Annotated in this window: 21 protein-coding genes and 1 riboswitch; all 21 genes read left to right on the top strand. The window is 42.1% G+C overall.

Annotated features, from left to right (window positions below; all coding sequences use genetic code 11):
- Positions 1–188: 188 nt before the first annotated feature.
- The 21 genes from KOL94_RS00675 to KOL94_RS00770 all read left to right on the top strand — a co-directional run bounded on the left by KOL94_RS00675 (position 189) and on the right by KOL94_RS00770 (position 21,475).
- On the top strand, positions 189–1,634 hold the full coding sequence (locus tag KOL94_RS00675; RefSeq protein ID WP_221563209.1) for a CoA-acylating methylmalonate-semialdehyde dehydrogenase: 1,446 nt from the start codon (positions 189–191) through the stop codon (positions 1,632–1,634).
- 23 nt (positions 1,635–1,657) lie between these two features.
- A complete protein-coding gene (locus KOL94_RS00680) occupies positions 1,658–3,001 on the top strand; it encodes an aspartate aminotransferase family protein (RefSeq protein WP_221563210.1) in 1,344 nt (447 codons plus the stop codon).
- 33 nt (positions 3,002–3,034) lie between these two features.
- A complete protein-coding gene (locus KOL94_RS00685) occupies positions 3,035–4,555 on the top strand; it encodes an aldehyde dehydrogenase family protein (protein WP_221563211.1) in 1,521 nt (506 codons plus the stop codon).
- Positions 4,556–4,582: 27 nt separating this feature from the next.
- Positions 4,583–5,770, top strand: coding sequence for an NAD(P)/FAD-dependent oxidoreductase (locus KOL94_RS00690; protein ID WP_221563213.1), 1,188 nt, complete (start codon positions 4,583–4,585; stop codon positions 5,768–5,770).
- 30 nt (positions 5,771–5,800) lie between these two features.
- The gene (gene dapA / locus KOL94_RS00695) at positions 5,801–6,700 is read left to right on the top strand and encodes a 4-hydroxy-tetrahydrodipicolinate synthase (RefSeq protein WP_221563215.1); all 900 of its coding nucleotides are present in this window, start codon (positions 5,801–5,803) and stop codon (positions 6,698–6,700) included.
- Positions 6,701–6,745: 45 nt separating this feature from the next.
- On the top strand, positions 6,746–7,528 hold the full coding sequence (locus KOL94_RS00700) for an aspartate/glutamate racemase family protein (protein ID WP_311775088.1): 783 nt from the start codon (positions 6,746–6,748) through the stop codon (positions 7,526–7,528).
- Between the two features lie 12 nt (positions 7,529–7,540).
- Positions 7,541–7,834 carry a (2Fe-2S)-binding protein gene (locus tag KOL94_RS00705; RefSeq protein ID WP_260412150.1) on the top strand — a complete coding sequence of 98 codons (294 nt, stop codon included), beginning with the start codon at positions 7,541–7,543 and terminating at the stop codon, positions 7,832–7,834.
- Positions 7,818–8,114, top strand: coding sequence for a (2Fe-2S)-binding protein (locus KOL94_RS00710; RefSeq protein WP_221563217.1), 297 nt, complete (start codon positions 7,818–7,820; stop codon positions 8,112–8,114). Before KOL94_RS00705 ends, KOL94_RS00710 begins: the two co-directional genes overlap by 17 nt.
- A gap of 25 nt (positions 8,115–8,139) precedes the next feature.
- Positions 8,140–9,375, top strand: a complete 1,236-nt coding sequence (locus KOL94_RS00715; RefSeq protein ID WP_221563218.1) for an NAD(P)/FAD-dependent oxidoreductase — start codon at positions 8,140–8,142, stop codon at positions 9,373–9,375.
- A 65-nt stretch (positions 9,376–9,440) separates the two neighbouring features.
- Positions 9,441–10,040, top strand: a complete 600-nt coding sequence (locus tag KOL94_RS00720) for a short chain dehydrogenase (protein ID WP_221567530.1) — start codon at positions 9,441–9,443, stop codon at positions 10,038–10,040.
- A gap of 125 nt (positions 10,041–10,165) precedes the next feature.
- Positions 10,166–10,300 (top strand): hypothetical protein, encoded by a 135-nt coding sequence (locus tag KOL94_RS25045; RefSeq protein WP_260412151.1) that lies wholly within the window; start codon positions 10,166–10,168, stop codon positions 10,298–10,300.
- Positions 10,301–10,588: 288 nt separating this feature from the next.
- Positions 10,589–11,797, top strand: coding sequence for an ROK family transcriptional regulator (locus tag KOL94_RS00725; RefSeq protein WP_221563219.1), 1,209 nt, complete (start codon positions 10,589–10,591; stop codon positions 11,795–11,797).
- Between the two features lie 102 nt (positions 11,798–11,899).
- Positions 11,900–13,165, top strand: coding sequence for an ABC transporter substrate-binding protein (locus tag KOL94_RS00730; protein ID WP_221563220.1), 1,266 nt, complete (start codon positions 11,900–11,902; stop codon positions 13,163–13,165).
- 129 nt (positions 13,166–13,294) lie between these two features.
- The gene (locus KOL94_RS00735) at positions 13,295–14,227 is read left to right on the top strand and encodes a carbohydrate ABC transporter permease (RefSeq protein WP_221563221.1); all 933 of its coding nucleotides are present in this window, start codon (positions 13,295–13,297) and stop codon (positions 14,225–14,227) included.
- 20 nt (positions 14,228–14,247) lie between these two features.
- Positions 14,248–15,078, top strand: coding sequence for a carbohydrate ABC transporter permease (locus KOL94_RS00740; protein WP_221563222.1), 831 nt, complete (start codon positions 14,248–14,250; stop codon positions 15,076–15,078).
- A gap of 15 nt (positions 15,079–15,093) precedes the next feature.
- Positions 15,094–16,107: a Gfo/Idh/MocA family protein gene (locus KOL94_RS00745; RefSeq protein ID WP_221563223.1), complete on the top strand. Its 1,014-nt coding sequence runs from the start codon at positions 15,094–15,096 to the stop codon at positions 16,105–16,107.
- A gap of 12 nt (positions 16,108–16,119) precedes the next feature.
- Positions 16,120–17,094, top strand: a complete 975-nt coding sequence (locus KOL94_RS00750) for a Gfo/Idh/MocA family protein (RefSeq protein WP_221563224.1) — start codon at positions 16,120–16,122, stop codon at positions 17,092–17,094.
- Between the two features lie 45 nt (positions 17,095–17,139).
- Positions 17,140–17,988, top strand: coding sequence for a sugar phosphate isomerase/epimerase family protein (locus KOL94_RS00755; protein ID WP_260412152.1), 849 nt, complete (start codon positions 17,140–17,142; stop codon positions 17,986–17,988).
- Positions 17,981–18,976: an ROK family protein gene (locus KOL94_RS00760; RefSeq protein ID WP_221563226.1), complete on the top strand. Its 996-nt coding sequence runs from the start codon at positions 17,981–17,983 to the stop codon at positions 18,974–18,976. Before KOL94_RS00755 ends, KOL94_RS00760 begins: the two co-directional genes overlap by 8 nt.
- A gap of 441 nt (positions 18,977–19,417) precedes the next feature.
- Complete coding sequence (locus KOL94_RS00765) at positions 19,418–19,942, top strand: CBO0543 family protein (protein WP_221563228.1); 525 nt, start codon at positions 19,418–19,420, stop codon at positions 19,940–19,942.
- 92 nt (positions 19,943–20,034) lie between these two features.
- Positions 20,035–20,114: riboswitch (ZMP/ZTP riboswitch) on the top strand.
- A gap of 161 nt (positions 20,115–20,275) precedes the next feature.
- Entirely contained in the window at positions 20,276–21,475 is a 1,200-nt protein-coding gene (locus KOL94_RS00770) for a phosphoglycerate dehydrogenase (RefSeq protein WP_221563230.1), read from the top strand.
- Positions 21,476–21,627: the final 152 nt, after the last annotated feature.

A 21,627-nucleotide genomic window follows, 5' to 3' on the forward strand; every position in this document is an offset into this window, starting at 1 on the left:
CGTCCCATTGGGACTCTGTTTTTTTTTGTATAACACTAATGCTTTCTCATGAATTTTTTTGAGTCATGAGAATTATTAATATAAACCATTCCAAACTTTCATTTTACTAATGGTTATTGTCTACTTATACTGACAATAAGTTCGATAAATATATGAATATTCTAAACATTGAGGGAGGCGTACTTTTTATGACAGCTAACACAATTGATAATTTTATTTTAGGTAAATGGACAACACCTTCAGAACCCAAATATGACGAGGTAGTAAATCCTGCTACTGGTGAAGTGATTGCTAAAGTTGCCATTTCCAGTGAGTCAGACGTGCAACAAGCTGTGAAGGTGGCTAATGAATCGTACAAAACATGGAAAAAAGTTCCTGTTCCGAAAAGAGCACGAATATTGTTTCAATATCAACAATTGTTAAACGAGCATAAAGAAGAACTTGCAGAACTTATCACAAAAGAAAATGGAAAAAATTACACTGAAGCGCTGGGAGAGGTACAACGAGGGATTGAGTGTGTGGAATTTGCCGCTGGTGCTCCTTCACTTATGAAAGGAGAACAATTGCCTGATATTGCAGTCGGGATAGAATCAGGAATGTATCGCTATCCAATTGGAGTAGTTGGTGGGATTACACCTTTCAATTTCCCAATGATGGTCCCATGTTGGATGTTCCCTTTAGCTATTGCATGTGGAAATACCTTTGTGTTGAAGCCCTCGGAGAAAACCCCTTTGCTTGCTACACGGCTTGCAGAATTATTTCAAGAAGCAGGGCTTCCAGATGGTGTATTAAATATTGTAAACGGGGCGCATGACGTTGTGAACGAATTACTGGAACATGAAGATATTCAAGCCATTTCGTTTGTAGGTTCACAACCAGTCGCAGAATATATTTATAAAACAGCCGCTGCGAATGGAAAGCGGGTCCAGGCACTAGCTGGGGCAAAAAACCATTCCATCGTGCTTCCAGATGCTGAGTTGGATGTAGCCGTTCCTAATATTATCAGTGCTGCTTTTGGATCGGCGGGACAACGTTGTATGGCGGCTTCAGTCGTTGTAGCTGTGGGAAATATTGCTGATGAACTCATTGCTAGGTTGAAAACAGAAGCTGACAACATTGTCATCGGTGATGGGTCAATAGAAAACGTTTTTCTCGGACCAGTCATACGCAAGGAGCAGCAAGAACGGACACTTTCCTATATCAAGGCCGGTGAAGAGGAGGGGGCTACGTTATTACGAGATGGTCGAGAAGATGAAATTGATGAAGAAGGTTCATTTGTCGGGGCTACTATTTTTGATCACGTCGATACCTCAATGAAAATCTGGAAAGATGAAATCTTTGCGCCGGTTCTTTCTATCGTTCGTGTTAATTCTTTAAACGAAGCGATCGAGTTCACCAATCAATCTGATTTTGCCAATGGTGCTTGCTTATTTACAGACAGCGCACACGCTGTGAGAAAATTCAGAGAAGAAATTGATGCGGGCATGTTAGGGATAAATCTAGGTGTACCAGCCCCTATGGCGTTTTTCCCTTTCTCCGGATATAAGAAATCTTTTTATGGAGATCTTCATGCCAATGGAACTGATGGAGTGGAATTTTACACAAGGAAAAAGATGTTAACGGCACGTTATTAATGAAGAGAGGCTAGGGGGTTTTTATGTATTCTACAAAGACAACTACCGATGAACTTCTAAGTAAAGATGCTAAATATGTTTGGCATGCAATGAAAGGATACACGAAAGAATCTACTCCGTTGATCGTAGAAACCGCGGAAGGCGCATGGATAAAAGATGTACACGGTAAAGAATATTTGGATGGGATGTCAGGACTTTGGTGTGTAAATATAGGATATGGTCGTGAAGAACTCGCCCGTGCTGCCTATGATCAACTCACCAAGCTTTCTTACTTTCCGTTATCGCATGGTCATAACCCTTCTATTTTGCTTGCCGAAAAACTGAACGAATACTTGGATGATGATTATGTTTTCTTTTTTTCTAACAGTGGGTCCGAAGCCAATGAAACAGCATTTAAAATTGCAAGACAATATCACCACCAGAGAGGCGACGTAAACCGTTATAAGTTTATCTCCCGTTATAGAGCCTATCACGGAAATACGATGGGAGCACTTGCTGCTACTGGACAAGCGCAAAGAAAGTATAAATATGAACCTTTAGGATCCGGCTTTATACATGTAGCCCCTCCTGATTTATATCGTAATCCTGAAGATAGGGAGACGTTAGCCAGTGCAGAGGCAATCGATCAGGTCATGAAATGGGAATTAAGTGAAACGATCGCTGGAGTCATCATGGAACCCATTATTACTGGTGGTGGAGTGCTTATACCTCCAGAAAATTATATGAAACGAATAAAAGAAATCTGTGAAAATCACGGTGCTCTCTTAATCGTTGATGAAGTCATATGCGGGTTTGGAAGAACGGGAGAAGCTTTTGGATTTATGAATTATGGGGTTAAACCTGATGTTATTACAATGGCAAAAGGTATTACAAGTGCTTATATGCCTTTAGCTGCTACAGCTGTAAAACGTGAAATATTTGAAGAATTTGTGGGAAATAGCGACTACGACCGTTTTAGACATGTGAATACGTATGGTGGAAGTCCTGCTTCTTGTGCTGTAGCGTTGAAAAACCTAGAGATAATGGAAGAAGAGAATTTATTTGAACGTTCGAAGGAAATGGGAAAGCGCCTTTTAAAAGATTTAGAAGTTTTAAAAGCCCACCCTAACGTGGGGGATGTGCGCGGTAAAGGGTTATTATTGGGAATTGAACTTGTAGAAGACAAACGTACAAAAGATCCTATCGAGTATTCAAAAATAGAAACCGTTATGAAAGCCTGCAAAGATAAAGGCCTTCTTATAGGTAACAATAAAGACACTGTTGCCGGGCACAACAATATTATTCAGTTATGCCCCCCTTTAAGCATAACGGAACAGGATTATCAATTTATCGTAGAAACCTTATTAGAAAGCTTTCAGTCTATTTAATCTTTTTATACTACTTGAGAAGGAGTGTGAGGTATGCAAGCAACTATCCGAGACTATGAAAGCGTTTTAAGAGACAAAACAGATGTTCAGAAAATGTATATAAATGGTGACTGGATCGAGAGTTCTTCAAAAAAAACGAGGGAGATTTTAAACCCAGCAAATAATGAAGTTATTGCCACAGTCACACAAGCCGACTCCAGCGAAGTGGATTTTGCCGTCCAATCCGCTAAGGCTGCTTTTTATAAGAATGGTTGGAATACCACTTACGCACGAACAAGGGCGGATCTTCTATTAAAAGTAGCAGATAAATTAGAGGAAAGAAAAGAAGAGTTTGCCATGCTGGAAACATTAAACAATGGGAAGATATACGAGGATTCTATGGTAGATATAGAGGATGCTATTAACCAATTTCAGTATTATGCGGGTCTTGCGACCAAACCTCATGGTCAAACCTATGAGGTTCCAGATGAAATACAGGCAATGGTAGTACGTGAGCCTATGGGGGTAGCAGCTTTAATCGCTCCATGGAATTATCCGCTCGTAATGGCTACGCAAAAAATGTCAGCAGCTCTAGCAGCAGGATGTACTGTAGTTGTAAAACCAGATAAGCAGACTCCCCTTACTCTCATCAGGCTATTTGAAGTCATTGATGAAGTCGGTTTTCCAAAAGGGGTTGCCAATCTAGTTTTAGGAACTGGATCAATAATCGGTGACACGTTGGTGAATCATCCAGATGTAGATAAAGTTTCTTTTACTGGAAGTACTGATACTGGAAAGCACATTATGAAAAACGCAGCAGATACGGTGAAAAATATTAGTTTAGAACTTGGTGGCAAATCACCAAATATTGTTTTTGCCGATGCGGATTTTGATACTGCTGTTGATTATGCATTGCTGGGTATCTTTGCTGGTACGGGACAAATTTGCTCAGCTGGTTCTCGGTTGATTCTGGAAAGCAGTTTATATGAGCAATTTGTAGAGGAGCTTATCGCTAGGGCAAAGAAAATTAAAATTGGGCCTGGTTGGGATGAAAATACAGAAATGGGTCCACTGATATCAAAAGATCACATGAACAGGGTGCTCGATTATATTCGAATCGGTAAAGCTGAAGGTGCAGAACTTCTATGCGGGGGGAAGCAAGTAGTAGACGGCGACCTGGCTCAAGGCAATTATGTTGAGCCGACGATCTTTTCACACACTACGCCTGAAATGCGAATTGTTCAGGAAGAAATTTTCGGTCCTGTGCTCGTTATTCAAGTGTTTGATACGGAAGAAGAAGCAATAGAATTAGCAAATGGTACTGACTATGGGCTTGCTGCGGCTGTTTTCACAAATGATGGCGCTAAAGCTCAGAGAGTGATTCGAAAGCTTCAAGCAGGTATAACCTGGATTAACACCTATCACCCTACGTTCAATGAAGCTCCTTGGAGTGGTTACAAACAAAGTGGTTTCGGCGGTGGAGACCTTGGAACCTACGGTTTTGAAGAATATTTGTATAAGAAGCAAGTTAACACAGCATTGGAAGTCAAACCCTCCGGTTTTTATAAAGGGTGATAGAAAGGTTATAGGAGGCACACCCTCATGAATAGTTTTGATGTTGTGGTGATTGGTGCTGGCATTATCGGATGCAGTGTTGCATACCACCTATCTAAAGCAGGATACACTGTAGCGCTAGTTGACAAAGGGGATGTCGCTTCAGGTACTTCTAGTCGTTGTGATGCAGTTGCTCTAATTTGTGACAAAAAACCTGGCATAGATACTGAAATGGGTTTTACAAGTATTCAACTATATAAACAATTGGCTAAAGAGTTATCCTTTGACTTTGAATTTTCTTCCAGAGGTAGCTTATATGTGTGCGAAACAGATCAAGAACTGGAAATCGCTAATTACTATGTCAATGAACAGGCAGCAGCCGGGTATGTCATGAAAATGGTAGATGGAAAAGAACTACTGGACATTGAACCATATTTGGCCACGGACTTAGCGGGAGGAATATGGACAGAAGTAGATTCTACCATGAACCCGTATCTCGTTTGTTTTGCCTTTGTAGAAGAAGCAAAAAAATATGGTTTAAAACTTTTTTCTAACCATGAAGTGAAAGCGATCAAAAAGAGGCCAGATGGTAGTGTTGAGGCTGTTGTTACTGATAAAACGACGATACACACAAAAAAGGTTGTAAATTGTGCCGGTGTATGGGCAGGTAAGATTGGCCAAATGGTAGGAATCGATATTCCCATAAAGCCACGAAAAGGGATGGTCCTAGTATCAGAAAAAACAAAGCCTGTCGTTAGTCAAAAGGTTCATGAATTTGGTTATATGTTATCGAAATTTGAAGATATAAACTATTCACGCAATGTAAGCAAAGTGGTTGAAGAAAACAATATTGCTTTTACGATTGAGCCAACAGAAGCAGGAAATTTCCTTTTAGGAGGACACCGCTCATTTAAAGGGTATGACATTACATCTGAAAATAGAGTTATGCGTGGTATTGCAGAAAGAGCTTTACGTTTCTTACCCGTTTTGAAGGACATAGCATGTATTCGTTCTTATGCAGGGATTCGACCATGGGTTGTTGATCATTTGCCAATTGTTTCAGATGTAGAAGAAGTGCCAGGTTTTTATATAGCTAGTGGACATGAAGGTGACGGAATTAGTATGGCGCCGATTACTGGTAGAATGATGACCCAATTAATCTCAAACCACGAAACAGATTTTAATATTGATCGATTGAAATTCTCTCGCTACAAACAATCAAGTCAAATTATTTAATCAAAAAGATATTAATAGGAGGAATTTAATATGTACAAACCTACAGGGATGATTCCGGCTATGCCTACACCTTTTAATGATGAAGGAAATATAGACTTTGATTCTTATAATAGATTAATAGATCATTTGATAGATGGCGGGGTTCACTGCCTGCTTGCCGGTGGCAGCACAGGTGAATATTCCTTAATGTCTATGGATGAAAGGAAATCCGTCTTAAAGGCGGCTGTTGAAACGGCTAAAGGCCGCGTACCAATCATGGCCGGTACAAGCGCCCATAAAACAGAGGATACGCTTGAACTTACAAGATATGCAGCAGAAATCGGTGCTGACTGTGCTCTTGTGATCAATCCCTATTATTTAAAAACGAGTGAACAAGGCATTCTTGATTATTACACGAAACTTGCAAAAAACGCTGATATAGGCATCGTCATTTATCACTATCCCGTAGCAACGAGTGTTGAACTTTCGCCAGAATTAATAGCAGAATTGAGTAAAATCGATGGTATTGTTGGTGTCAAAAATACGACAGATCAAGAACATACCTGTAAAGTGATTGCTCTTACAAAAGATCAAGATGATTTCTCTGTTTTAACTGGATTTGAACACCTGATTTTACCAACGTTAGCAGTCGGTGGAGATGGGGCAACAGGAATCGTACACAATTTGGTGCCAAAAGAAATTGTTCAAATGTATAAATTATTTACTGAAGATAGAGACATTGAAGGAGCTATTGAAATAAACCAAAAACTTCTTCCTCTTTATGATTATGTAGAAGCTGAACCTGTTCCAGGACCGGTAAAAGCAGGTTTAGACATTCTGGGGATTAAAGGAGGTCATGTACGCGAACCACTCGTACCAGCCTCTGAAGAATTGAAACAAAAAATGGGACAAGCACTTTCTGAGCTAGGTTACGAAGTTCAAACTGTTTAATTTGCAGCAATGGAGAATATGTAACATGAGATAGGATGTGAGAAAGTGTCTATAAATCAATCTCGAGAATATGGCCGCATTAGTGAAGGATCCAATACAAGAATACAGATGAAAAAAGGACAGTATGTCTCGGGGTATTCAGTTGGAATTTTATTTTTAGATGGTTGCTGGTATCCGACCTTGCCTGGAAATGTAGCGAATCTATCCACATATGACTTTCCAGTAGTGATGAAAGTAGTACCCGGTTGCACGCAAGAAAGAATACATGCAGGTGATCCAACATTAGTGGACGATATTATTGCTGCAGCCCTAAAATTTGAAAAAGAAGGGGCTAAGGTAATTTGTGGGGCTTGCGGTTTTTTGGGGAATTATCAAGAGCAAGTCGCTAATGCGGTTGATATACCAGTATTTTTATCAAGTGTTATTCAACTCCCATGGATCAAACAGGGATTAAAATCAGAACAAAGCGTGGGGGTTTTAACAGCAGATATCAATGGGTTGACAGATGATCTTTTTCATAGCTGTGGAGTCGATAATACTGAATATATAAAAGTGAAAGACTTGGGAAGGCTCCCAGAATTTTCAGCAATAACTGAAAGCAGAGGAAGTTTTGACACCGATATCGTTCGTAGAGAAGTTGTGAAGGCTTCTCTGGAACTTGTCCATAACCATCCAGATATGGGAGCTGTACTGCTTGAATGTAGTGACCTTCCACCATATGCTGCAGATATTCAAAGGGCAGTTGGTTTGCCGGTATATGATTTTATTACAATGATTCGGTGGGCGCATATGGCGACATCACAAAAACCCTACGGTGGCTTTCTATAACAAGGAGGTGGAATGGCGGTGATAAGTGATGACGATAAAATTATATGCAGATGTGAGGAAGTATCTTTAAGTACGATTAAAGACATAGTCCATCATTTTCATTGTTCTTCCCGTGAAGTGAAATTAAGAACGCGTGCTGGAATGGGATATTGTGGAGGGAGAATATGTCGAACAATTATAGAAAAAGTTGTGCAAGACATCAACAATGAGAAGGTTAGCAATGAAAGTCAACTCAGCTATCGTCCGCCTATACGGCCAGTAACCTTCGGGCAGTTAGGAGGTAGCTGGAATGACGATGAGAGTTGAATGCCACCCTGTTCTAGGAAATTTGGAAAACCAACGGAGAATAACAATCTATTACGATGATCAAGCCTATCAAGCTTATGAAGGCGATACCATAGCATCAGCCATGATGGCAGAAGGAGTAAAGACATTAAGATATCATGAAGTTAGCGGGAAAGGAAGAGGGGTTTATTGTAATATCGGTCATTGCTTTGAATGCAGAGTTCGTGTTAATGAAGAAAAAATAGTAAGGGCATGCTTAACGCCTGTCTCAGAAGGAATGAGAATATATTCGTTATCTTAAGTTTACTTAAAGTAGGTGAAGTAAAGTGTCAGACCTTCTTATCATTGGAGCTGGGCCTGCCGGGTTAAGTGCAGCAATTGCTGCAGCAGAAGAAGGACTATCGGTTACGGTGATTGACGAATTTCCGAAGGCAGGAGGGCGTCTTCTCGGGCAGCTTCATCAAGAACCGAACGGTGAATGGTGGAATGGTATACAGAAAGGAGAACAACTTAGTCAACGGGCTCTTCAATCAGGGGTAACGATTCAGTGTGAGGTATCCGTTTATGATATCAGTCAATCGAAAAATGGATGGGACGTATACACCACCAGGGGGGAATACAAAGCTGAAAAACTGCTTCTAGCTACAGGAGCTACAGAAAGTCCTATTCCAGTGAAAGGGTGGACCCTTCCGGGAGTAATGACTATAGGAGCAGCTCAGATAATGGGAAATGTTCATCGAGTAAAGCCAGGAAACTCATGTATCATTATTGGAGCCAACGTGTTGTCTATGGCGATTGCGAATGAACTAAAGTTATGTGGTGTAAATGTTAAAGAAATCATTATTCCTAAAGCAGATATTACATCAAACGAAGCCGGGAATCCTGAACAGGTTTTATCTTCTTTAATGCGATTGACACATCTTGCACCTACTCCTATACTTCGCCAACTAGGTAAAATAGGTAAAAGGGTACATCCCAAAATTGCAATAAGGCTTTTTCCGAAAAAAGGCATCAGAATGTTTGATATTCCACTTCACCTTAAGACTGTTGCTCTAGAAATCGTAGGAGATCGTTTTGCTACCGGAGTACGGACAGCGAATATTAAGGCAAACGGTGAAATTGATCATACAAGTGAAAAAGTAGTGGACGCTGACTTTGTATGTATTGCGGGAGGATTAACCCCTTTATCAGAACTTGCTTCAATAATCGGCTGCTCGTTCAAATATATACCAGAGCTAGGTGGTCATGTGCCTGTCCACAACGAACAAATGCAGACGAATATTCCTGGTCTTTATGTAGCTGGAAATATAACAGGTATTGAAAGCGCGAAAGTAGCAATGGCTCAAGGAAGAGTTGCTGGGTTGGCTATAGCTGCAGATAGTACGAACGATTGGGAGCAAATGGAGACGTCAATGAATAAAGCAATTGAAAATGTTAACATTACCAGAGATAAAGCTTTAATCCAGTTTCATCCTTGTATTTCTGATGCGCGTAAGAAGTTCTATCAAAAGTCTGAAGTTGATCTAACACAAATATCGAAAATTAAAAAAAGGGAAGCTTAACTTCAAGTAACAAATCATTATTAACCATTTGTAACGAGACTATGAAAGGTGGAAGCATAAAAATTATGAGACTTTTACTAGTAGGCGCAACTGGTACTCTTGGAACAGCGGTTGCAAATGAAATGGAATCTGATGCGGATATTATAAGTGCGGCTAGAACGAATGCTGATGTGAAGGTAGACATTACATCAACTGAGAGTATTAAAGAGATGTTTAATAAAGTTGGTGAAATAGATGCACTGGTCTGCACAGCTGGGGCAGCCCACTTTGGTCCCGTAAGGGAAATGACCCCCGAGCAAAATTTAGTGGCTGTTAATAGTAAACTTCTTGGACAAATTAATTTAGTCCTTCTTGGTCTTGATTACATTCGGGAAAATGGAAGTATTACATTAACGACAGGTATTTTAATGGACGATCCGTTAGTTACAGCATCTTCAGCTGCCATGGCAAACGGGGGAGTGCAAGCTTTTGTGAGGTCTGCGGCAATCGAACTACCTAAAAATATTCGTATTAATAATGTAAGCCCAACGATGGTTACTGAAGCAAAAGAAAAGTATGGTTCGTTGTTTAAAGGGTTTAAACCTAGAGAAGCTAAGGATGTAGCCCTTGCATACAAGAAAAGTATCCTAGGAGCCCAGTCCGGTCAAACGTATAACGTTTATTAATTTCTTATTTGACTGCTATTAAATTTACCATCATCTAGCAGATGCTATTTAAAATGATTTTTCTGTGTAGAAGAAAACTAATGTCAATAAACGAACTTATTCTTAAAGGGGTATGAAAAACTGCTTTGGATAATCCTTCCTTAGCAAAAGGGATTAATGTCATGAATGGTAAAGTTACTCTAGAAGGAGTAGCTGATGGGTACAAGTATACAAATATTTATGAGGCGCTTGAAAATAAAGAGTATGCAATGACCACTTGAATTTGATGATGCCATTTACTAGTCAAGTCTGAGGTTTGAAAACTAGAATAGAGTATGGCGGGGTTAAGGCTATTTTAAATGACCACACAACATCAATGTTAATGTTGTGTGGTCATTTTTTATATTTAGAGACTACATGGGAGATTGTGTTGAAATTATCATTGAAACTGTTTAAATTATATGAAATTTCAAAAAATAAAAAAAGGATAAAACGCTTTCATAGAGAATAGCATTCATGAAGACTTAATAAAGTCATTAGAAAAAGTAAGTAAGTCAAGGAGAATACAGATGAAAAGAACAGGCGATTTGAAGTTAATCCAGGAATTGAACCGCTTCATCATACTGGATACGATCAGGCAAAAAGGCCCGATATCCAGGAGCGACATTGCCAAATTGAATAAATTGAGCCCGACCACGGTTACTTCAGCTGTTTCTGAATTAATCAGGGACGGCCTTGTCCAAGAGGGAGGGACAGGGGAATCAAAAGGCGGCCGGAAACCGATATTAGTCAGGTTTGTTCCTGACAGGCACTTTATTATCGCAGTATCGATTACGAATTCCCACATAACAATCGCTGAAATGAATTTGGAAGCCAAAGTTTCGAGGAAAGAAACGTATCCAGTCGGAACATTGAAGAGTAGTAAGCTAGTCGATCACCTTATGACAAGCTTGGAAACTTTCATATCGTATTATCTTGATCTTATACCATGCATCGGCATATCCATCATCACCCCTGGTATCGTCGACCCGGCCAACGGTGTGATCCGTTACAACCCGAAATTGGACCTGAAAGACGTGCCATTGAAAGATATCGTCCGTGAAAAGTTCCGTCTTAAAACAATCGTGGATAATGATTCGAATGCACTTGTACTCGCTGAAAAAAACTTTGGTGATTACAAGGATCACAAAAACCTCATCTATATAACAGTTGGAGAGGGACTTGGTGCAGGGATCTATGTAAATGGTTCCATTTTCAGAGGATTTCATGGCGGCGCCGGCGAGTTTGGGCATATCAGCATTGATAGGAACGGTGTCAGTTGTGACTGTGGCAACCGAGGGTGTCTTGAAAACTATGTGAACTGGCCAGCGATTTATTCGAGAATTTTATCTGCCATTGCAAGAGGCAGGAAAACGATCATTTCCGAAAAGACACAAGGAGATATGAATCAAGTCACAATGGAGATCTTCATAGCGGCCCTTCAAGAGGGAGATGGGTTGGCGACAGAAATCATGCATGAAATCGCTGATTATCTATCGACAGGTATCATCAATCTGATCAACTTGTTCAACCCGGATATCATCATAATCGGAGGGGATGTGTTCTATCATGATCATTCTTATTTGAAGAGAGTGGAAACCCATGTAAAGGAAAACGGCATGTCGATTTTGACGGATGGTTTGAAGGTGAAACCGTCATCTCTCGGGGGAAATTTTGAACTTGTAGGGGCTGCAGCCATCATCCTGAATGAAGTATTTCAATTTTCTTTAGCTACTTAATTTTTGCAGTGAAAAAAGTTAGGGGGTCCAACGACAAAAACGTTTGATAAAACGTGAAGGAATGGAGTATCGATCCATAAAAATCCAAAGGGGGAAAAGCCAATGAAACGAATGGTTTCACTATTGATGATCTTGATGTTAACTATGTTAGCCGCATGTACGCCGGCTGATACGATTTCATCAAATGAAAAAGAAGGGACAGCAGAGGATCCTGTCACAATTTCATTTTTCCAACCAGGACTTGAACAGCCGAATGCCAAGGAGCCTGTTGAAGAACTGATCAAACAGTTCGAGGAAGAAAACCCGGGCATCAAGGTCGATATCCAATCGGTCGGGTGGGGAGAAGCGTATCAAAAGCTCGTAACCGGGTTCAGCAGCGGGACTGCCCCTGATGTGATCCATGGGGGGACTCGATGGGTCGGTGCTTTCGCTGCAATGAATGGCATCCTTCAACTGGATGAGTATGCAGAAGAAAGACTTTCACTTTATCATGATCCACTTCAAGAATCAGTGACCTATCAAGATAACATTTATGCGATTCCGAGATCATTCTCAGCGCGCGCCATCATCTACCGTTCCGATTTGATACCGGAACCTCCGAAAACCTGGGATGAACTGGTGGAGGTTGCGAAGAAAGTACAGGAAGAGAACGAGGGCATGTATGGTTTTGCAGTCGCAGGAGCAAAACACGTCTCTACGACAACACAGTTTTTCAACTATGTGTTCCAAAATGGTGGGGACATTTTTGACGAAGATGGTAACGCCGTCTTGAATTCAAAAGAGGCGGTCGAAGCACTGGAATACTATGCTGATTTATACACAGAGCATAAAGTGGTCCCGAATCCGATCGAGTATAACCGTGAGCAGCTTCCGGTCCTGTTCAAGGAAGGAAAGATCGCGATGTTCGTTTGTGGTCCATGGGCCAAGTCCATCATGGGATTAGAGCCGGACAACCCGGAAACACCTTTTAAAACAGCGGTTCTTCCGAAAGGTAAAGAGATGTCCAATACCCTCGTTTCCGACTCCCTGATGGTCTCTGCGAAGACAGAACATCCGGAAGCGGCCTGGAAACTGATCGAGTTCATGACATCTCCGGAGGAACAGACGAAACATGATAAAGATCGAGGTATGGTACCGATCCAGAAGGAAGAAGCGAAAGATCCATTCTTTAAAGAGGATCCCTATTTCGCTCCATTTGTAGAAATGGCCACGATGGGTCAAGGTCAGCCAGTGCCCGCAGCATGGGAGCCGTTCCAGGATATTGTCTCTGAAGCGGTCCAAAAAGCGCTGAATGGAGAAGATCCGCAAAAAGCATTGGATGAGGCAGTTGAGAAAATCAAACAAGAAAAATTAGCACCAACAAAGTAGGACTTCAAGGGGTTGGCTCAAAAAATGTCAATAGAATTTCCTCCAAAATATCAGTTGAATGCTGTTTAGGCGTAGGAAACCGGACATAGAAGAGCCCTCCTCTCGTCCACCTGATAGGAGGTCTACAAATTGAAAACAGAAGTGGCAAAACCAATCAAGCCCCTCCCATCGGAAAAGGGACGCTGGCGCTTTTCTCCAGAGCATTCTCCTGTACTCTACCTGCTTCCGATGCTTCTGTTCATGGCGGTGATGGTGGGCTATCCGATTGGACGTGTCATTTACCTTTCGTTCACCCAAAACATTTTGACGAGGCCTGATTTAGGTGTTTCGTTCATCGGATTAGGCAATTATCTGAACTTATTCACATCCGTTGAATTCTGGGAAACGGTATTGAGAACAGGTTTGTGGACATCATTGTCGGTCATCGGCAAGACGTTGGTCGGGTTTTTGATCGCCTGGCTACTGGCGAAAGATATCGCCTTTAAAAAGTTTTATATATTGCTGTTGTTGATTCCATGGGTCACACCGATGGTCGTCGCAGCAGTCGCATGGAGATGGGTGTATGACGGACAGTTCGGGATGCTGAACTGGATTTTGATACAGTCCCATATCATCAATGAGCAGGTCATTTGGCTAGGGGGCAAAATGTCAGCCTTCTTCGCAACCGCTGCAACCGATATGTGGCTGGGAATCCCGTTCATGGCCATGGTGTTTCTTGCAGGCCTGCAAGCGATTCCTGTCGAGCTGATCGAATCGGCAGATATTGACGGCGCATCCTCATTCCACAAATTGCGTTACATCATTCTGCCGTTGATGAAGCCGATCACCTTGGTCGCTACGACATTGTCAGCGATCTGGACCTTCAATTCCTTCGGCGTCATCTGGCCGTTGACAAGAGGAGGCCCCGTCAATGCGACAGAGACGTTGATCGTCGATGCCTATAAACGATCCTTTGGTTCGTTCGATCTGGGGATGGGGGCAACGATCGCTGTCGTTATTTTCCTGATCTTGCTGATGTTCACGATAGCGTATAAACGATTATTGATGAAACAGGAATCTTAACATCATTGGAGGTGAAAAGGATGACAAAAAACTTGAATCACCTGTTCATCCATGCGACGCTCCTGTTTTTGTTCGCTTTGCTGTTATTTCCGGTCGTCGTCATGTTCTCTACATCGTTGCAAACCTTTGAAAATATCTTTTCATGGCCGCCGGATTGGATTCCGGCAAACCCGCAGTGGGTGAACTATTTCAATGTTTGGTTCGGAGACTATCAATTCAGTCTGCCATTTTTAAATAGTTTATTCATATCCACCTTTACCGCCGTGATTACGATTGTCCTTGCATTTCCAGCTGCCTATGCGCTTACACGGTTCACATTCTTCGGCCAAAACGCCCTATTGTTCATTGTCCTTGTGACCCAGATGTTTTCGCCGATCGTTTTGATTGTAGGGCTCTATCAGCTCATGCAAGCTTACAATCTATTGAACACCTATACAGCAATCATCATCACGAACTGTGCGTTCACGCTGCCGATGGCCGTTTGGCTCTTGCACGGCTACTTGAAAAATGTCCCTTTCGAGCTGGAGCAAGCAGCTTCAGTGGACGGTTGTTCACGTATTAAAGGGATCATCAAGATCATCATCCCATTGTCGGCTCCAGGGATTTCAATGGCGTCCATCTATGCCTTCATCATGTCGTGGAACGACCTATTGATTCCTTTGATTTTCATTTCAAAATCAGAAATGCGTCCGATCAGCTTAGCGCTTACAGATTTTGTCGGTCAAAACGTGATCTATTGGCATGAGATGATGGCGGCTAGCATCATATCGACGGTACCAATCGCCGTGATGTTCAGTTTTGTTCAAAAATACTTCATAAAAGGCTTCATGTCGGGAGCTGTGAAAGAATAGAAGGGAGAGGTTACAATGCATCATGTTCTAATTCTGGGAGCAGGCACGATGGGGAAGGTGCATGCTGAGGCTTATGCTGAAATGGATAAGGTACAAGTAGTCGGGATCGTGGACAGTGATTGTGATAAAGCTGGCAAGATCGCATCACCATTAGGGGCTCCAGTCTTTGCATCAGTTGATGAAGCACTATCCACACTGGATTATTTAACTGTGGTCGATATATGCTTGCCAACGCTCGTGCATAAAGAGATGGTCTTCCGATTTGCGGAGATCGGCATCGATATCATCTGCGAAAAGCCGATTGCCCGTACGCTTGAGGATGCGAGAGAGATCATCGAATTCTGTGAAGAAAAGGACGTAAAGCTGTTCGTTGCACACGTGGTCCGTTTCTTCCCTGAATATGAGCTGGCGAAAAAACGGGTTGAAGAAGGGGCGATAGGGAAACCTGCAGTGGCTCGTACGTTCCGAGGAGGAATCTTCCCGACAGGCTGGAACGATTGGTATGCTGATTTCAATCAAAGCGGGGGTTTGATCCTCGATATGATTATCCATGATTTCGACTATTTGCGATGGATGTTCGGGGAAGTGGAACGAGTCTATGCCAAAAGCTTGTTAGGAAGGAATATGCTGCGCGTTGATTACGCCTTGGTCACCTTACGCTTCAAAAGCGGTGTCATCGCCCATGTGGAAGGTTCGTGGGCACATGAGGGGTTCACGACGAGATACGAGATTGCAGGTCAGAGTGGAATCATCGACTATGACAGTGCAAAAGAAACACCCCTTGTCATGAAGAGCAAGATTGATGGAAAAGGAAGCGGTGGAGTTGCCGTTCCGGAAAGTCCATTGAAAAAGAACCCCTATCATCTTGAGCTTGAACACTTTTTATCGTGCATCGAACGGAATGTGGAACCGAAAGTCACAGCTGAAGATGCGTATAAAGCGGTAGAAATTGCAATCGCTGCCCTTGAATCGATCCAATCCGGAAAATCGGTTGTTCTGAGTTCAGAAAAGGTACACCCGCGAGTTTAAGGAGGAGTTCTCATGAAAATAGGAATCATAAGTTTCGCACATATGCATGCATACAGCTATGCTAAATCCATTCAACAGATGGGCGGGATCGAACTAGCTGGTATTGCAGACGACAACGCTGCCCGTGGAGCAAAAATGGCTGACACCTTTCAAACCCAATATTACCAGGATGTCGATTCATTGCTGAGTACGGATATAGATGCCGTGATCGTTACTTCGGAAAACGTGCATCACGTTGATCATGTAGTTGCAGCGGGACAAGCAGGGAAACACATCCTCTGTGAAAAACCATTGGCGACCACGATCAGAGATGCAAAAAAAATGATCGCTACGTGCAAGGAACACGGCGTCATTCTCCAGACAGCTTTTCCAGTCCGTTTCAATACCTCGATCCTTCGGGCGAAGGAGCTGGTAGAAGACGGGAAGCTAGGACGGATCCTTGCTATGAAGGGAACGAACCGGGGGACGAATCCAGGCGGATGGTTCATTGATCCGAAAAAATCAGGCGGCGGTGCGGTGATGGACCACACTGTCCATGTTGTCGATATCATGCGCTGGCTGATGAATGCTGAGGTAAATGAAGTTTATGCTGAAGTCGATAACCTGATCTCTGAGGAAAAGATTGATGATTGCGGTATACTTTCACTGGAATTCACGAATGGCGTGTTCGCCACATTGGATTGCAGCTGGAGCCGCAACAAGACATATCCGACATGGGGTGATGTCACGCTTGAAATCATCGGCACAAATGGTACGATCTCAATCGATGCATTTGCCCAGAAAGTAGATGTCTATAGTGATGACAAAGGAGTGGCCTGGGATTATTGGGGTGATGATATGGACTTTGGGTTGATCCAGGATTTTGTCACAACTGTAATGAACAAGAGACAGCCTTCCATTACGGGTGAGGATGGGATGCGAGCGGTAGAGGTGGCGCTCGCCGCCTATGAATCAGCATCCAGGAAAGAGCCTGTCAACATCGGGTGATCGAGGCACAAACAACGATTCAATCGTGGATTGGAGAGGGTGTAAATGAACAAAGGCATAAATGCTTGGTGTTTCCCTGAATCCTGCTCAATAGAGGATATATTTAAATCAGCCAGGGACTACGGCTATGAAGGGGTGGAGCTGAACCTCTCTGATGATCCATCTGCACCATTGCCACTGAATATGACTGAAGGACAATTGTTGGAGATCAAAGAGGAAGCGGTAGACGCTGGTCTTTCCCTTCCAAGCTTATCGACAGATTTATTATGGAAGTACCCGCTGACAGATAAGGATGAAAATGTGCGTGAGAAAGGGATCGCCGTCGTTGAAGAGATGTTCCGGATAGCGGAAGTTTTTGGAGCGGAAACTGTTTTGGTCGTACCGGGAATAGTTAATGAGCAGGTATTCTATGAAAAAGCGTATAGAAGGTCCCAGGATTCATTGCAAAAGTTGCTCCCTGTTGCTGAAAAGGCTGGCATTACCATCGGAATCGAGAATGTCTGGAATAAATTTTTGTTAAGTCCTCTTGAAATGCGACAGTTTGTCGATGGATTTGATAGCCCGAATATGGGTGTTTATTTCGATGTCGGGAATGTATGTCCATTCGGATTCCCAGAGCAATGGATCAGAATTCTTTCTCATCGTATAAAATCGGTTCACGTAAAAGACTTTAAAGCACGTGTTGGGAATATAAATGGATTTGTTCCTCTTTTGGCAGGAGATATCAATTGGAAGCTTGTAACGGAAGCGCTTGATGAAATCGATTATAAAGGATTCATCATTCCTGAAATCCCTCCACATAAACATTTTCACCATCCATTCATGGGAAACCTTACGGATACGATGGACGAAATCTTCCCATTCAAGAGGCAGCAGGAGGATCAGCATGAATAACTACAAACCCTACGCGATCGGCCTGGATATCGGAGGAACCAACATTACCGGGGCTGTCATCGACAAAATGGGAGAGATCCTCGAGAAAATATCCATCGATACAAATCCTGACACCAATCCAGATGAGGTGTTAGAGAGAATTTATAAAATGATGAATGAGCTGTTGGATAAGAGCAATGTCCAAATCGATGATGTGGCTGGAATCGGAGTAGCTACAGCTGGCATCATCGACTCCAAAGAGAAGGTGATCATATTTGCCAACAATCTTGGTTGGCGGAACGTCCCGGTTGGCAGGTTGATAGGTGATCGCTTTGGCCTTCCGGTCAAGCTGTCCAATGATGCGAATGCAGCTGCCATCGCGGAGTGGATCTGGGGGGCGGGAAAAGGCTGTCAAGACATGATTTATATTACGGTAAGTACAGGTATTGGTTCCGGCATCATAAGCAACGGCCGTATGGTCACCGGAAGTGGCGATAGTGGCGGGGAATTCGGACACATCTCGATCAACCCATATGGGCCAAGATGTTCATGTGGCAACAGTGGGTGTATTGAAAGGTATGCTTCCGGAACGGCCATTGCTGAATGGGTACGAAGCGAACTCAAGACCAATCCGCAGCGTAAAACGGTTTTCGGCTATGAAAAAGAATCCCTGATCACTTCCGAAAAAGCATGGAAAGCAGCAGAACAAGGTGATGAGCTTGCATTAAAGGCGTTTAGTGAGGCTGGATTCTATCTTGGGATAGGGATAACCAATCTGATCAACTTGTTCAATCCTGAGGTGATCATTCTTGGTGGAGGCGTCATGAAAGCCCACCGATTTATTCTCCCTAAAATAAATGAAACAATCAACAAGAGAGGAATACCGGCTTTGACGAAGCGGGCACAATTATCCATTTCCTTTTTAGAACAAGAAGCAGGCGTGTTAGGCGGCGCTGGTCTGATCTTTTTGGATCACCAAAGCTTAAGCAATTACCCCTCTTATATATAAGAATAATAGGAGTTTTTACAGGTTTAACAAGGACTTGGCGCTTTTGGCCTCTTAATTAGAAAAACATGAGTATGTTTATACAGGGGATTGTAGGAAGAAGAAAATACCTTCCAAACAATCTCCTGTTTTGTTGTTAGCGATGCTTCTCTTACGCTTCCTCGGTTTTTAACTCTTCATAATGTGCCCCTATTACAAGGGTGTGCCCGATTAGATACTTTAAAAAGTATATCGGCTTTTACCCTATACTTTGTAATGGACCTATAAAGACTTCTTTGTAAATGTCCTCCTTGTAATTGCTTTCTTATAAGATAGGTTCTACAAAAACTTTAAAAAATTTTTCACCTGAATCAGACTAGGCATGAAATTTGGATTATTGGATATTTTAAATAATCAAAGAGAATTAATGGGGATGTAATAAATAAAGAATATGTAGGAGTTTATATGCAAATCATCTATCCGATCATCTTCTTCATCATTTCTTTGAAATGGGGAAAATGGAAAAACTGGCAAAAATACTACCCAACCATCTTGTTCATGGTAGTGGGGAATCTACTCTATCTTTATTTATTCAAAGAGTACCCAATGTGGAGATTTGAACATACATTTGAAGAAAAATTACTCCCTACGAGGATGAGCATCAATGTGTTGAAAGTCTTTACTTCCTTCCCCATTTTGACATTGATTTTTCTATCCCATTACCCTGAAGATCGAAATGTGATAAAGAAAGTTTCATACATAATCATCTGGACGTTTTCATTTGGTTTTATCGAGTATATCTCAAAAATGTTTGGCATGATCAGTTATCATCATGGATGGAAACTCTGGTTGTCACTTTTATTCGACTTTGCGATGTTTTCTTTATTAGCAATTCATTACAAACGTCCTGTTATCGCATGGATTCTTTCGGGTCTGTTCATCTTATTTTTATGGAAAGTCTTCCATATTGATTTTGAAATACTTGAATAATGGGGAAAAGAATTTGAGGCATTTTAGATAAATTCATAAAATTACCGGGTTGAAGTATTGTTGGAATATTGATACTATAACTATTAAATCGATAGGCTATGTGTGACTGGCGAACACGGATAACCGTGAGGGAGCACATAGTGACGAATAGCCGTTCGCCTGGGCAGAGGTAAGGGATATATGATCCCTTGCCTCTTTGTGTTTTTAGAAGGGAGTGGCAGGATACTGAAATAATCGATCCATATAAGCAGCGAATACAGGAAATAATAACTGGTCCCCTGGTAAACAAGCGATTCCAACCCTGAAGAAAGAACAAAAAGAGGAGAAGATAAAATGAGCATAGCGACGTTAGACAAAGTCAAAACGATCAAGACGTTAAATGGTATTGCAGCAAACGGACTCAATGTATTCAATAAAGATGGTTACGGGATCGATAATGATAGTGAAAATCCTGATGCTATTGTTGTCCGCAGTTATGACATGCATTCGATGGAATTCGGTGATAACCTGAAGGCCATTGCACGTGCCGGTGCAGGTGTCAATAATATTCCTGTTGAAAAATGCACAGAACGTGGCATCGTCGTTTTCAATACCCCTGGAGCGAATGCCAATGCTGTCAAGGAACTGGTGCTGACATCATTGATGGCTTCATCCCGTAATCTTTTTGATGGTATTAGCTGGGTGAAGTCATTGGAAGGTGAAGGGGAACGAATCCCTGAACTTGTAGAAGCCGGAAAAAAACAATTTGTCGGAAATGAAATAAAGGGGAAAACACTTGGTGTCATCGGTCTGGGAGCAGTCGGTGCGCTTGTAGCCAATGATGCCCTGGATTTAGACATGGATGTGCTCGGATTTGATCCGTTCATCTCGGTCGATACGGCTTGGAACTTGTCCAGGAAAATCCAACGAGCGATGACCATTGAACAGTTGTTTGCTGAGTCGGATTATATCACCGTACACGTTCCGTTAACGGATGGTACAAAAGGAATGTTCAATAAAGCAAACTTTGACATCATGAAAAAAGGCGTTAACATTCTCAATTTCTCCCGCGGTGAACTTGTCAATGAAAACGATATGGCTGTCGCACTTGAAAATGGAAAAGTAGGTAAGTATATTACAGACTTTCCAAATGAAAATCTGATAAACACGGAAAATGTCATTTCAATCCCTCATCTTGGTGCTTCTACGAAAGAATCGGAGGAAAACTGTGCGGTCATGGCAGCCCGCCAGACGAAGGAATATCTGGAGACAGGGAACATTATGAATTCGGTCAACTTTCCGAATGCTTCCCTGCCTTATACGGGAAAACGTCGAATCGCAGGTTTTCACAAAAACGTTCCGAACATGGTCGGACAGCTTACATCCGTTCTATCAAACTATAACTTGAACATTGCGGACATGGTGAACAGAAGCCGGGGAGATTTTGCGTATACGATGATCGACATCGACAATCAAGTAAACGGAGATAACGTGTTCGCTCTGGAGCAAGATATCCGACAGATTGATGGAATTGTTACCGTACGTGTCATTTAACTTTTTTCGAAATCCTATGAAAAAGTATAAAAAGTTTCTAATGGGAAATCACTTGCGTTTTTTCTTGAAAAAGTAGGGAAATGCAACGAACAGGCACGTCAATCACAACGTGCCTGTTATCGTTGGTCAATCTATAAACTTTAGGGAACTTA

The organism is Alkalihalobacillus sp. TS-13 (genome assembly GCF_019720915.1).
Lineage (GTDB): Bacteria > Bacillota > Bacilli > Bacillales > Fictibacillaceae > Pseudalkalibacillus.

Bases quoted from the DNA above. Each gene is read 5' to 3' on its own strand.
- KOL94_RS00675 (WP_221563209.1), top strand. From the start codon at position 189: ATGACAGCTAACACAATTGATAATTTTATTTTAGGTAAATGGACAACA.
- KOL94_RS00680 (WP_221563210.1), top strand. From the start codon at position 1,658: ATGTATTCTACAAAGACAACTACCGATGAACTTCTAAGTAAAGATGCT.
- KOL94_RS00685 (WP_221563211.1), top strand. From the start codon at position 3,035: ATGCAAGCAACTATCCGAGACTATGAAAGCGTTTTAAGAGACAAAACA.
- KOL94_RS00690 (WP_221563213.1), top strand. From the start codon at position 4,583: ATGAATAGTTTTGATGTTGTGGTGATTGGTGCTGGCATTATCGGATGC.
- dapA (WP_221563215.1), top strand. From the start codon at position 5,801: ATGTACAAACCTACAGGGATGATTCCGGCTATGCCTACACCTTTTAAT.
- KOL94_RS00705 (WP_260412150.1), top strand. From the start codon at position 7,541: ATGGCGGTGATAAGTGATGACGATAAAATTATATGCAGATGTGAGGAA.
- KOL94_RS00710 (WP_221563217.1), top strand. From the start codon at position 7,818: ATGACGATGAGAGTTGAATGCCACCCTGTTCTAGGAAATTTGGAAAAC.
- KOL94_RS00720 (WP_221567530.1), top strand. From the start codon at position 9,441: ATGAGACTTTTACTAGTAGGCGCAACTGGTACTCTTGGAACAGCGGTT.
- KOL94_RS00725 (WP_221563219.1), top strand. From the start codon at position 10,589: ATGAAAAGAACAGGCGATTTGAAGTTAATCCAGGAATTGAACCGCTTC.
- KOL94_RS00730 (WP_221563220.1), top strand. From the start codon at position 11,900: ATGAAACGAATGGTTTCACTATTGATGATCTTGATGTTAACTATGTTA.
- KOL94_RS00740 (WP_221563222.1), top strand. From the start codon at position 14,248: ATGACAAAAAACTTGAATCACCTGTTCATCCATGCGACGCTCCTGTTT.
- KOL94_RS00745 (WP_221563223.1), top strand. From the start codon at position 15,094: ATGCATCATGTTCTAATTCTGGGAGCAGGCACGATGGGGAAGGTGCAT.
- KOL94_RS00750 (WP_221563224.1), top strand. From the start codon at position 16,120: ATGAAAATAGGAATCATAAGTTTCGCACATATGCATGCATACAGCTAT.
- KOL94_RS00755 (WP_260412152.1), top strand. From the start codon at position 17,140: ATGAACAAAGGCATAAATGCTTGGTGTTTCCCTGAATCCTGCTCAATA.
- KOL94_RS00760 (WP_221563226.1), top strand. From the start codon at position 17,981: ATGAATAACTACAAACCCTACGCGATCGGCCTGGATATCGGAGGAACC.
- KOL94_RS00765 (WP_221563228.1), top strand. From the start codon at position 19,418: ATGCAAATCATCTATCCGATCATCTTCTTCATCATTTCTTTGAAATGG.
- KOL94_RS00770 (WP_221563230.1), top strand. From the start codon at position 20,276: ATGAGCATAGCGACGTTAGACAAAGTCAAAACGATCAAGACGTTAAAT.